Origin of the sequence: uncultured Rothia sp., from assembly GCF_963507905.1 — a bacterium.
Classification (GTDB): domain Bacteria; phylum Actinomycetota; class Actinomycetes; order Actinomycetales; family Micrococcaceae; genus Rothia.
This window is the reverse complement of the sequence record NZ_CAUOUU010000005.1, coordinates 1-12,757: the sequence shown is the minus strand read 5'-3', so window position 1 is coordinate 12,757 and position 12,757 is coordinate 1. Positions and strand designations below refer to the sequence as shown.

General features: G+C 52.9%; 11 protein-coding genes and 1 CRISPR repeat array. Of the genes, 1 reads left to right on the top strand and 10 read right to left on the bottom strand.

Annotated features, from left to right (window positions below; translation table 11 throughout):
* Positions 1-199 precede the first annotated feature (199 nt).
* The 10 genes from RQ593_RS04530 to RQ593_RS04485 form a co-directional block, all read right to left on the bottom strand.
* A complete protein-coding gene (locus RQ593_RS04530) occupies positions 200-1,465 on the bottom strand; it encodes an HRDC domain-containing protein (RefSeq protein ID WP_304193193.1) in 1,266 nt (421 codons plus the stop codon).
* 213 nt (positions 1,466-1,678) lie between these two features.
* Positions 1,679-2,140, bottom strand: coding sequence for a peptide-methionine (R)-S-oxide reductase MsrB (msrB, locus tag RQ593_RS04525; RefSeq protein WP_294631852.1), 462 nt, complete (start codon positions 2,138-2,140; stop codon positions 1,679-1,681).
* 87 nt (positions 2,141-2,227) lie between these two features.
* A complete protein-coding gene (gene ybaK / locus RQ593_RS04520; RefSeq protein ID WP_005506356.1) occupies positions 2,228-2,728 on the bottom strand; it encodes a Cys-tRNA(Pro) deacylase in 501 nt (166 codons plus the stop codon).
* Positions 2,729-2,850: 122 nt separating this feature from the next.
* Positions 2,851-3,033, bottom strand: a complete 183-nt coding sequence (locus RQ593_RS04515; protein WP_049345143.1) for a hypothetical protein — start codon at positions 3,031-3,033, stop codon at positions 2,851-2,853.
* Between the two features lie 92 nt (positions 3,034-3,125).
* A complete protein-coding gene (locus RQ593_RS04510) occupies positions 3,126-4,136 on the bottom strand; it encodes a YeiH family protein (RefSeq protein WP_311449917.1) in 1,011 nt (336 codons plus the stop codon).
* 275 nt (positions 4,137-4,411) lie between these two features.
* Positions 4,412-5,086: a DUF6318 family protein gene (locus RQ593_RS04505; protein WP_049345147.1), complete on the bottom strand. Its 675-nt coding sequence runs from the start codon at positions 5,084-5,086 to the stop codon at positions 4,412-4,414.
* Positions 5,087-5,140: 54 nt separating this feature from the next.
* Positions 5,141-5,863 carry a DUF6318 family protein gene (locus RQ593_RS04500; protein ID WP_311449916.1) on the bottom strand — a complete coding sequence of 241 codons (723 nt, stop codon included), beginning with the start codon at positions 5,861-5,863 and terminating at the stop codon, positions 5,141-5,143.
* A gap of 188 nt (positions 5,864-6,051) precedes the next feature.
* Positions 6,052-6,942 carry a peptide ABC transporter ATPase gene (locus RQ593_RS04495; RefSeq protein ID WP_311449915.1) on the bottom strand — a complete coding sequence of 297 codons (891 nt, stop codon included), beginning with the start codon at positions 6,940-6,942 and terminating at the stop codon, positions 6,052-6,054.
* Between the two features lie 28 nt (positions 6,943-6,970).
* Complete coding sequence (locus tag RQ593_RS04490) at positions 6,971-7,228, bottom strand: hypothetical protein (RefSeq protein ID WP_311449914.1); 258 nt, start codon at positions 7,226-7,228, stop codon at positions 6,971-6,973.
* Positions 7,228-7,959, bottom strand: coding sequence for a DUF6318 family protein (locus RQ593_RS04485; RefSeq protein WP_311449913.1), 732 nt, complete (start codon positions 7,957-7,959; stop codon positions 7,228-7,230). The genes RQ593_RS04490 and RQ593_RS04485 overlap by 1 nt, the downstream gene beginning before the upstream one ends.
* 696 nt (positions 7,960-8,655) lie before the next feature.
* Between RQ593_RS04485 and zapE the strand changes: the two genes are divergently transcribed.
* The gene (zapE, locus tag RQ593_RS04480) at positions 8,656-9,711 is read left to right on the top strand and encodes a cell division protein ZapE (RefSeq protein WP_005506346.1); all 1,056 of its coding nucleotides are present in this window, start codon (positions 8,656-8,658) and stop codon (positions 9,709-9,711) included.
* 378 nt (positions 9,712-10,089) lie between these two features.
* Positions 10,090-11,358: direct repeats of the CRISPR family, unit length 35 nt; unit sequence ATTTCCCTTCCTTTTCGGAGGGACTTTCATTGAGG.
* Between the last annotated feature and the right edge of the window lie 1,399 nt (positions 11,359-12,757).

The window sequence follows — 12,757 nt, the reverse complement described above, 5'->3', positions numbered from 1 at the left end:
CTTTCGTGTACTCTCTCCACCCTATGCCGGTTTGGGATAAAAATCGAATGAGAGCAGGCTAAGCTTCGTTCACGTTTGCTCCCGAGACAACTCCTGAGGCAAAATCCTGAGGCAACTCCCGCGGCACGCAAAATGCCGGTCGGGTGGTCACATCAACAACACACCCAACCGGCACACGTCTATTTAGCGTTAGTGAAATCTACCCCAGGTGACGGGCAAAAATCGGCGCAATCACGGGGGCAACCAGACCCGTCTGCCACGAACGCGCACCGTACTCGGCGAGTGCATCCCGCAGGGTCTGCTCGTCAAAACGAGCCGGCGGCTCCCAGCAGAGGCGGCGAACATAATCGGTCGTAATCAGGTTCTGCGCCGGAATGGTCAGCTTCTCAGAGAGCTCATCAATTGCCTGACGAACCTCGGTGAACAGCGCCAAGTTCTCGGGACGCTTAGACTCCCACGCCTTCAACGGCGGCGGGGCAGTCGACGGCAAAGTGAACGGTACAGCGTTCTCACCGCGTGCCGCCGCGGCAATAGCACGCACCCAGCGCGGACCCTCACGACGCAGACCGCGCGTCTGAAAACCGGGAATCGACATGATGGCGGGCACGTTACGCGGCATGGTGCGTGCCGCCTCCACAATCGCAGAATCGGGCAGCAGACGCTTCGCATCAACGTCCTTCTTACGCGCCAGCGAGTCACGCTCCTGCCACAGGTTACGCAGCGCCGTCAGCTGCTTGACCGAACGCAACATCGTGCGGCCCTTCGTCTTACGCCAACGCTCCGGCTGATCCGTCGGATCCTTCACCGGGGTCTTACACAGGTACTCGAACTCCTCCAGGGCGTACTGCAGCTTACCCTGCTGGCGGAGCAAATCCTCCAACGCGTCACGCAAATCAATGAGCACGTCAACGTCCAGCAGCGCATAGTTCAACCAAGACTCCGGCAGGGGACGGCGCGACCAGTCTTCCTTCGAATGCTTCTTCGCCAGCTTATAACCGAGCAGCTCCTCAACGGTCGCACCCAGGTTCACACGCTCCAGACCGGCAAGACGCGCACCAAGCTCCGTATCAAACAGGCGGTTCGGGCGCATACCGAGCATGTCCAGGCTCGGGAAGTCCTGAATCGCGGCGTGAATAACCCACTCAGCATCCGCCAAAGCATCGTTAATAATGCGCAAATCCTTAAACGCCTCAGGGTCAATCAGGTACAGCTGATCTTCACGCTTAAGCTGTACCAAAAAAGCACGCGAACCGTAGCGGATGCCCTGGGCGCGCTCCGTATCAACAGCCACCGGGCCGGACGCCGCCGCCAACTGCTCAGCGGCACGACGCAGACCGCTCTCAGTGGTGATGAGAGTCGGAATCGGTGAGGAAGGGGCCTCCAGAGGAACAACGTCCGGAACTTCGATACCGTGAAGGGTCAGCTGAGGGGTGCCTGCGGCATTCTGTTCAGCTGCGGTACTCATGCACTCAATCCTTTTCCTCTGTCTGGTTCGACGCGCCCATACGATGCGCCAGATGCCCGGGTAGGCGTACGCCCGAGCAAACACGAGCCCGGGCGGGGTGGCGTGCCCGCGAAGGCACTACGCCATTCTACCCGCCCGAGCTTAAAGCCTCGAATTTAGAGAGACTCACAATAAGGGGTTCACCGGCGTGCCCGCTGGGGGCATTGGCGGGGTCTATTCGGTGGATTCCGCCTCGTCAACCGGGGTATCGCCAGGCTGTGCTTCACTAGCGGGGGTCAGCGTCAGACACACCGAATTAATGCAATACCGCAAATCCGTGGGAGTCGGGTAACCCTCACCCTCAAACACGTGACCCAGATGCGAATCGCAGGCGGCGCAACGCACCTCCACACGGCGCATACCGAACGTCGTATCCTCCAGGTAACGCACACGGTCCTCAGCCAGCGGCGCGAAAAACGACGGCCAACCACAATGCGAATCGAACTTCTGATCGGAACGGAACAGCTCCGTACCGCAGGCACGGCACGAATACACACCCTCCGTGTGGGTGTTCCAGTACTCGCCCGTGAACGCGCGCTCGGTGCCGCCCTCACGCAGAACAGCGTACTCTTCAGGCTTGAGCACTTCACGCCAGTTCTTGGCGATAGCACCCACGCCGGGTAGCGAATTGCCCATCATGACTCCTTCAGTTTGCTCTCATGCCCAGGCTCTTACGACATATGTAACGCCGCGGCCGGGCGGATTATTCCCACTGAGCGCGGACTAAGCGCGGATGTCAGCGTACTTGCCGTTGGTGAGCTTCAGCAGGTCGTCCGGAGCGAGCTCAACATCCAGGCCGCGCTTACCGCCAGAAACCATGATCGTGTCAAAAAGCTGCGCAGACTCATCGAGCAGAGTGGGGGAGGGAGTCTTCTGACCCAGCGGAGAAATACCGCCCACCACGTAGCCGGTGCGGCGCTCAGCGACCTTCGGGTCGCACATGGAGGCGCTCTTCCAACCCAGGGCTGCCGCGGCAGCCTTAATGTTCAGCTTGCCAGAGACCGGCACGATCGCGACGGCGAAATCCTTCTCGTGCACAATCAGCAGGGTCTTGAACACCTGCTCCTCGGATGCGCCGAGGTTCTTCGCGGCCTCTTCACCGAAGGAAGTGACGCCCTCAACGTGCTCGTATTCACGCATCTGGAAGGGGGTGTTCGTCTCGGTCAGCAGTGCTACGGCGGCGGTTGCTGCGCCGCTCTTCTTACCTTTAGTTTTCTTAGCCATACAACCATTTTACGGAAGTCACCATGCGCCGATACCTATGCGCCGAGAAGCCACATGTGTTTCGAAAAGCCACTTCTTTGGTGGCTTCTCGAAACACATGTGGCTTCTCAAAGGTTATGGGGTTATTTCAGTAGCCCTTTTTCCTTCAGCTGCTCTTGAGAAAGCGAGCCAACGACAGTCCAAAATCCATCTGAATATTGGAGAATGTAAGCGCCGCTATCGTCCCCCTCGGCCGTATTTTTGTCTTCTGTATATGACCCGTCGGGTTCAACATACATTACGAATTCCCAAATGTGCTTCAGCATGAGAGTGTATTCTTTAGTTTTTTCATCATAGATAAAACGCCAAAAATGACGTTTGTCTACGTTCTGAGGTAGCCTTTAGGCTCCCTTTTTTCTTAGTAAATACCGATGAGTAATTGCATGCCAAGACTAGTCAGGATGATAGCAATCCAGCAAAGGGCTCCAAGAAGAATGGATTTTCCACTGGATTTGATCATAGCAATGAGGTTGGTTTTGAGACCAATAGCACTCATAGCCATGATGATGAGGAATTTGGAGAGTTGTTTGAGAGGTGAAAAGAAGCTATTGCTGACACCGAAAGATGTGAGAAGAGTAGTTAGCAGAGAAGCTAGGATAAAGTAGAGGATGAAAACGGGGAAGACTTTTTTAAGCTTTACCCCTTGGTTGTTGCCTTGTTGACGGCTTTGCCAATAGGAGAGGAAGAGAGTAATAGGGATAATAGCTAAGGTGCGTGTCAGTTTGACAATAGTGGCAGATTCGAGAGTGTTGGTATGGTATAGACTATCCCAGGCACTAGCAGTAGCTGTCACAGAGGAAGTATCGTTGACCGCAGTACCCGCAAAGAGAGCAAAACCTTCGTTGGAAAGATGGAGCCAAGAACCTAGAGTCGGAAAGATAAGAGCTGCCAAGACATTGAAGAAAAAGATAACAGAAATGGCTTGGGCTACTTCTTTTTCCTTGGCGTGAATAACAGGAGCAGTCGCTGCAATGGCAGAACCGCCACAGATAGAAGATCCAACTCCAATCAAGGTAGCTAGTTTTGTATCAAGGTTAAAAAAGCGTTGGAAAAAGAAAGCTATAATCAATGCAATTGAAATAGTTGAAAGGATAACAGGAAGGGAAGATGTTCCAACTGCGAAAACTTGTGAGATACTGAGTCCAAACCCAAGCAAAATAACAGCATACTGAAGCAGTTTTTTGGAGCTATAAGTCAAACCGGCATCCAGTTGTGTATAGGAAGTGAGAAAGGGATGGAGAATCATTCCGATAAAAATGGCGAAAACAGGTGCTCCCACAACAGGCAGAAATCCTCCTAAAACCCAAGAGATGATAGAAATGATCAGACAGACTGACAGTCCTGCCCAATTTTTTGATAGAAATGACATAAAAACCTCCGAAAATAAACACTCCTTATTATAATCTTATTTGTTAGAAAAATAAAATAGAAAGTAGGAATGCAGACCCAGCCCTGGGCGCACACCACCTCAGCCTCCGCGCTGATAAAGGCCTTCGATATCCTTGAGGAACTTAATATCCTTCTCGTAGGTATCCAGCATATAGGGCCATACATACTGCATGTCATTGCGCGGCGGGTCAAAAGAGTGGAAGCCATGGAAACGTATTCCTTATATCGGTGTGGTGTGTAAAAGGTGAATGCTGCTTAGACGTTGAATTCTTCGAAGTCTAGAATTGACCACTTTTGGCCGTCATGTTTCATTTTGACTTTGAGAGTATCGTTAGTTTTATCCTCGTTATCCCACGCAGTCCATTTACCGTCTGGTTCAACGTGGATTTCCTGATTCCAGTTACGATACATTTTCCAGAAATATGTTTCGCCGTCTTCGGACCAAGGCGACCCATCAGCTGTAAATTTTTCGATACCGTCGATAACCCATCCGCCGCGCCTGTATAGTTTTTCGACGCTTTCGTAGGCTTCTAATTCGGAGCTGAAATTAGGCGAGATGAATTCTCGTGCCTTTGCATAGTCACCAGTCTGGATACCGTAGTTTCCCCACTGGACCCATGCGTCAAATGTTTTACGTAGGCCTTCTAGAGACTTTTCGTTGTAGCCTTCTTCGGGGAGGCTGGGTTTCGGTACGTTCTGGGCTGGGCCGTATTTGTCGGCCTTTCGGTACTCTCCATCGGGTGCCTTGGATCCGCCCGAGTAGCCGCGAACAGTAGATGGAGTAGCGCTTGCCGAAGGTGCCTCAGATGCTGCAGCCGACGCGCTCGCCTCGTTGGTGGCTTGCTGGCCGCACGCTGCAAGCAGGGCCCCCAGGCCCACAAGAGCGCCGCTACCCAACAGTGCGCGGCGGTTCAAAATAACGGAAGTCATGGAAGTAAATTCCTTCTGTCGGTGTGGTGTGTGAATTGAAGAAAGAGACTATTGCTAGCTATCTATTTCCTCAATTGATTTACTTCCAGCAATCTTCCAATAGCCATCAGAGTAGGTGAAAAGGAAATAGAAAGTATCGTCACTAGTCTCAGTGTTAGCCTGCATTGTGAGGTGACCATTAGATTCAACGTACATAACGCTGCTCCAGAACCGACGATGCTTCATACGATACATTTTCTTTGCTTCGTCGTAGATAAGCGGGCCTTCTGGCTGGTAGCTATCCAGCCCGTCAACAGTCCATCCTCCGCGCTGGTAAAGACCCTGAATATACAGGTAGAACTCATATTCTTCTGCATCTTCTGTTACATATTTGAATGCGTAGGAGCAGTCACCGGTCTGGATTGCGTAGTTGTGCGCAACTACCCAGTCCTTCATCATGCGGTAGAGGCCTTGTTCAGTCTCAGGGTACTGTGCGGGTTCCTTGCGGGGTTCCTGGACGTTCTGCGCAGGACCGTACTCGTCGGCTTTGCGGTACTCTCCGTCAGGAGCTTTAGAATTACCTGAATACCCGCGAGTTACTCTTGGGGTAGTGCTTGCCGAAGGCGACTCAGACGCCGCCGAAGAAGCCGAAGCGGTCTCGCTCGGAGCAGTGGTCGATGATGCCGAGGCGCTCGCCTCGTTAGCAGCCTGTTGGCCGCACGCCGCAAGCAGGGCACCAATGCCCATGAGTGCGCCGCTGCCCAGCAGAGCGCGGCGGGTAAGAATAACGGAAGTCATGGAAATGTATTCCTCATATCGGTGTGAAGTGTGAATAGAGGGGCTGACTAGAAACCGGAAGACTAACCAACCGCAGAGAAGAACCCCCGATAGCTGAGAAGCCACATGTGTTTCGAAAAGCCACAAACAAGGTGGCTTCTCAGCGAACATGTGGCTTCTCAGCGTAAGACCCACGGCAGGGAGTAGCCCTACATGTCGGGCCAGTCGCGGTGTAGCGAATACTCCGTGTCCCCATCGCCGCTATCGTTCAGGTGCCAGCGCTGACCGGTACGGATATCGGCCTTGCGCAGGCGCGGGTTCGGGTTATCCTTCTTGCCCATGGTCGGGTCGTTCTTGCAGCCCCAACGAGTATCATCTTCGGCGCAGGTGCCGCCGACACGACCCACATCAACCCACCACACACGAATCAGCAACGGTTCAGCAGTGTCCTTCTTAACGACAGTACGCATAGCCTGCCACTGGCCGCCATTGACGCGGTATCGGCCAGCATAAGAAACCGTTGCGTACGCGTGGAAATTGCCCGAACGCTTATACACATAACTGGTCGCAGTCGGTTGTGCTTTCGAACCGGACTTCGGGTAAATAGGCTCGCCAATGGTGTATGACGTACCCTCGTCTCCGTTGCCGTACTGGACGGTCATCTGCACCGGATAAGACTCGATTTCAACATGACCGGCCGAAAGCTCGCCCTCCCAATAAGCGGTGGGAGCTTCAGCGTAGAAATTGACGTTGTCGCCCTTGTAAACATTCGGGTCGCCCTTAGCCCTGCCGGTGCCGTTACCGGAGTTATAGGACTGTTTCAGGATAGGGGGTCGAATATCGGTGTTAGCGAATTTGTCTTCAATTTCTTGAAGCATTTGAGCTGGGCTCGGTTTACGAGGCCCTCCGGGGTTGTTGGCGGTTAGGGTGCGGGTTTCTACTGGGTTGCAGTAGGTTCCGATGCCGGAGGTATTGTAATAACCGGTGTAGTCGTTGCCGTCGTCAGGCATCATCCAGGTACGGAAGTACTGTCCTGGTTGGCCGTCAGCGGTGGTGCAGGAGTCTTTATCAGTGGTTGAAGCGTAAAATTGACCGCCCATGCCATCATTTGCAAGATAATGCGTCTCCTCAAATTTTTTGCTGTTGCTGTTGTTTTGCAGTCCTAAGATCATCTTGGGCAGACTCATGATCAGGATAAGCATTTGTCTGAGCTATATCATCTACGTCATCATATGAAGAGGGAACGCTATATGGTGCTTTTATATCGGAAATACTGTGATTGTTGCTATCTGAGGTATCTTCTAAAGCGTAAACTAGATGTGAAGCAGGGCCAATAAAACCTATAATAAATGTCGCACAAAATAGGGGTAGTTGTTTTTTGTGCATTATTTAATAACTCCTTGTTCGCGGAGCTGCTTATTGGAAACATAACCAGACAGATACCAATAACCATCCTTATAGCGATAACGCATCATGAAAATTTCGTTATTATCATGCTTGGTATTGGAATGCTCCGTCCTGCTTCCATCAGGGTTGACATAGATGGCATAGGTCCAAAGGCGCCGAGTAAGAACCCAATACTCTTTTGCTTTATCGTCGTAATTGAGGGTGCTCTCTGCTTGAAAATCTGAGGTTCCCGCAATAACCCAGCCGCCGCGCTGATAAAGGCCCTCGATATCCTTGAGGAACTTAATATCCTTTTCGTAGGTATCCAGCATATAGGGCCATACATACTGCATATCACCGGTCTGAATACCGTAGTTACGGGCTCTGACCCAATCGGTCATCATTTCACGCAGGCCAGCAAAGGTTTCAGGATACTGTTGTGGCTTAGCCTTGGGGAGAGGAACGTTCTGAGCCATACCGTATTCATCAGCTTCACGGTACTCGCCATTGGGCGCCTTCGAGCCACCCGAGTAGCCGCGGGTAATGACGGGGCTAGGAGTAGTCGATGCAGATGCCGCCGCAGACGCCGAAGCCGACTCGCTCGGTGCGGCGGATGCGGTGGCTGCCGCCTCATTATTTGCCTGCTGGCCACAGGCTGCGAGCAGGGCGCCAAGGCCCACAAGCGCGCCGCTGCCCAGCAAGGTACGGCGATTAAAGATGGTCGAATCCATAGAAGATACGCTCCTAGCATCGGTGACAGTGTGATGTATATGTGCAAGTTGGGCCGTTATTCACAGGTCGAGTCGACCGCCGGAAGGAAAACAGCCCCGTAGCGCACCTAACAAACGCATCAGTGCGTTATGGAACACTATATTTACCACCCTACCGCATCTTTGTGTATATTTGCGTTGCTTTGAGTGCAATAGTATCTAAACGTCATTATTCGGACACATCAATGCTTTATGTATCAAATAAATCTACACTTACGGAGGCGTCGCCCCTGCAGAATTTGTGCCATGGTTTAGGGTCTTCTGCCATGGTTTTTAACTACGACCAAAGACACTAACCTATGGCACGAATCCGTAACCCATTACCGAATTTGGGTCTGCGTCGGATATGTGGGAGGGAGCCGGTTATGGTTTAGTTTTTTCGGTAATGGGTTAGTGACTTTAGGCTGGGGTTTTAACCACCTCCAAAGACGCTAAGTCATGACTGAAATTGCTAGGTCATGACCGAACCTCCACCGGTGCTGAGTAGCCCCTCCACTGGCACTGAGCGGCCTAAACAAAACAGGGCGGCCCCACGCACCCCCACTCCCTCCCTGTGCCCGTAATGTGGCGGGCAACTCATACGGCTCACGCGGGGTGTTAGACAGTACTACACTTAAAGCGGAAGTCACATCGCCGTCACTGAAGAAAAGAGTTTTTGTGCCCACCACTACCGTACATTTGACCGACCGCATCCCTCGCGTTTCTGCTGATGAGTTGCTGGCGGGTTTCCGCCCCTCTGAGCGTTTTGGTGAAGTGTCTTTTGATAGCTACATTCCTGATCCGAATCAGCCGTCACAGGCTGAGGCTGTGCAGAAGCTGAAGGATTTTGGCGACAAGATTAATGGTGGCGGTGCTGGTGCCGGTTTCTTTGGTCGCCTGTTTGGTGGCAAGAAGAAGGATTCGACGAAGGCTGGCCTGTACCTTGACGGCGGTTTTGGTGTGGGTAAGACTCACTTGTTGGCGTCGCTGTGGCATTATGTGGATGGCCCGAAGGCGTTCGGTACTTTTGTGGAGTACACGAACCTGGTGGGTGCGTTGACGTTCCGTAAGACGGTTGAGGCGTTGAGCAGCTACAAGCTGGTGTGTATTGACGAGTTTGAGCTGGACGATCCGGGTGATACTGTGCTCATGTCTCGTCTGATGCGTGAGCTGGCGGATGCTGGCGTGAAGCTTGTGGCGACGTCGAACACGCTGCCTGGTGCGCTGGGTGAGGGCCGTTTCGCGGCTGAGGATTTTAAGCGTGAGATTCAGGTGCTTGCTTCGCAGTTTGAGGTGCACCGTGTGGATGGTGAGGATTTCCGTCACCGTGGCCTGCCTGCTGCGCCGGAGCCTGTTGCTGATGATGCGTTTGATGCGAAGGTTGAGGAAGTGTTCGGCGGCCAGACTGTTGGTGTTGATAACTTCGCTGACCTGGTAGAGCATCTGGCGAAGGTGCACCCGTCGCGTTACCGTCAGCTGATTGATGGCCTGGACGGTATTGCCTGGCGTGATGTTCACCCGATTACTGAGCAGTCGGTGGCGCTGCGTTTTGTGGTGTTGGCTGACCGCCTGTATGACAAGGACTTGCCGATTGTTTCTTCGGGTGTGCCTTTTGACAAGGTGTTTACTGAGGAGATGCTGGCTGGTGGTTATCAGAAGAAGTATTTCCGTGCGGTGTCTCGTTTGACTGCGTTGGCTCGTGAGGGCATGCTGGGTGAGGAGGCGGAGCGCTAGTTCCGCTGTTCGCCGGGGCCGAGCTTTGGCCGGCTCGGGTTTTGATGCGCTGTTCTTTCTAGTCCCGTGAGACTCGAAGCTCGCCCGGTTTGCATGGTTAGCTTGGTTAGTCTGGTTTACCTGAACCGCGCCAACCCCTCTCATACGTGAGGACCCTCGCCGGGTCGCTTAGGAAGCACCCGGCGGGGGTCTTTGTTTGCGCGCGAGAACCTGGTACGTGACGTAAATATGGCGTGTCGCTCGCGTGGTGTTTTGGCTTGTCACGGATGTTTGGGCGTGTGCAGGCTGGTTTGGGTATACTTTTTGTGTGGGCCTGCCGCGAGGTTCTCGCGCGGTACCCGTTTCTGCCGCATGGTTGCGGGCTAGTTTCGGGTGGCTATTTCCCTTCCTTTTCGGAGGGACTTTCATTGAGGGTCATGATTTTCTGCTCCTTCTGATGCAGTCATTGCATATTTCCCTTCCTTTTCGGAGGGACTTTCATTGAGGGGACCATCTGCAAACTTCAAAAACACGCGATCACACATTTCCCTTCCTTTTCGGAGGGACTTTCATTGAGGGATGGGCAACTCAAAGTCCACTAGGCTGTAAACTTGGCTAGATTTCCCTTCCTTTTCGGAGGGACTTTCATTGAGGGGCGCTAATCTGCACCATCTGCGCGGCTTCACCCAGATTTCCCTTCCTTTTCGGAGGGACTTTCATTGAGGGTACCCTATCCCCCGTACCCAAGCCGCACACTTTGGCATTTCCCTTCCTTTTCGGAGGGACTTTCATTGAGGGTCGCTCTTCCTGCTACTGAATCAGGCGCTCTCCTACATTTCCCTTCCTTTTCGGAGGGACTTTCATTGAGGGGGCACTGTTGATCGGGGGCGCATGATTTCTGAGGGGAAATTTCCCTTCCTTTTCGGAGGGACTTTCATTGAGGGTCGGAGTTCTCATGCCACCACGCGAACACTTCCTTTGATTTCCCTTCCTTTTCGGAGGGACTTTCATTGAGGGCCACAAGTCTCGTTGCTCGTCCTCGCCACGGGCCAAGATTTCCCTTCCTTTTCGGAGGGACTTTCATTGAGGGTCAATTCATTGGCGAACATGGAGACGAGCGGACCAGATTTCCCTTCCTTTTCGGAGGGACTTTCATTGAGGGACTATTTACTGTGAGGTAAATATCTCGTGGCACCCGTATTTCCCTTCCTTTTCGGAGGGACTTTCATTGAGGGCTTTGGGCAGGCACCCACTCAGCAACGCGGAATTATTTCCCTTCCTTTTTGGAGGGACTTTCATTGAGGGAGACGGCCTCCACGCCGGGCGCCTGAGTCACGCCAATAATTTCCCTTCCTTTTCGGAGGGACTTTCATTGAGGGTCAGATTCGCCGAGCATGCCCTCACGAGCCAACGCAGATTTCCCTTCCTTTTCGGAGGGACTTTCATTGAGGCTCAGTCATGATTTTTTCGACAAAGGAGCCCCAACGATTTCCCTTCCTTCTGGGAAGGGCTTTCATTGAGGCGAACCGCGCTACCGCTCCGCCAAGAAAAAATACCGTGATTTCCCTTCCTTATGGGAAGGGCCTTTAATGAGACCGCGCCGTAGGCTCCAGAGCCACAGAGACAACTCAAATTTCCCTACAGTTTTGTAGGGACTTTCAATAAGACAGATTAATATCCCTTCAAGATGACCGCGGGACCGCTTGTTCTGTACCTTGAGGTGTAGACTTTCATTGAGGCCCGGCAAGGTCGTCGGGGGTGAATCCGTAGCTAAATTTCTCCGTTTCTCAATGGGGACTTTCATTGAGGCTACTCCGCCTGTTGCCCCGTTGCACCCCAAGGAACCGTTTCCCTTCCTTTTGGGAGGGGCTTTCATTGAGGCAGCTACAAGGCCACCAACATGACCCGAGGTGGACATTTCCCTTCCTGCTTGGAATGGCTTTCATTGAGGCGGCAACCCCCTACGCTCCGGCGCAATCAAAATCGGCATTTCCCTTCCTTTTCGGTGGGGCTTTCATTGAGGCATCGACGTGAACATCCTCTACGATCCGTGCGATACCGATTTCCCTTCCTTTTGGGAGGGGCTTTCATTGAGGCCAGCTGTGGCAGGACAAGACGGCCGAGCCGCCCGGCAAATTTCCCTTCCTTTTCGGGAGGGCTTTCATCGAGGGCAGGTTTTGACCCACGGGTGGAGAGGTAACCCACCCGATTTCCTTTCCTTTTCGGAGGGGCTTTCATTGAGGCGCGGTGCAGGAAGCAGCCGGGCGGCGGTGGGCGTTCGTATTTCCCTTCCTTTTTGGAAGGGCTTTCATTGAGGCCTTGTTCCGCCGGATGAATTTATTGCGAAAAAGCCCGAGATTTCCTTTCCTTTTTGGAAGGGCTTTCATTGAGGCCGACCCGGTTAGTCGGTCGGTCAGTCAGTCGGTCATTTCCCTTCCTTTTGGGAGGGACTTTCATTGAGGCGCTTCGTAGTCTTCTACAGTACGAGCCATTGACTACTAGATTTCCCTTCCTTTTTGGAGGGGCTTTCATTGAGGCGGTACTCGCGCTCCTCGGTCTTCAATCTGCGCGCATTTCCCTTCCTTCTGGGAAGGGCTTTCATTGAGGTCAACTGTGGATGAGCGAAACCAGCGGCTACGCCATATTTCCCTGCAACTTTGTAGGGACTTTCAAGAAAATAGACTGTTGTGATGGTCCAGGATGACTGCGGGACCGTTTGTTCAGCAGCTTGAGGTGTAGACTTTCATTGAGGCCAGCCCTTGAGCATCGCCTGCCCGATATAGGTCATCATTTCCCTTCCTTTTTTGGGGGGGCTTTCATTGAGGCTCGACCTCCAGCGAGGATTTAGCGTCCACCGCAGAATTTCCCTTCCTTATTGGGGGGCTTTCATTGAGGCCTGATCTTGGCAGCAGTCACTGACTCTGTAGCGTATTTCCCTACGGTTTTGTGGGGACTTTCATTGAGGCTCAGCACCTTCAGAAGATTCTGAAAGGTGACGACTGGATTTCCCTTCCTGAACTGCGCCCCGAAACTTGGACGCATTTAATAGTAGCCGCTACGCGGCCTC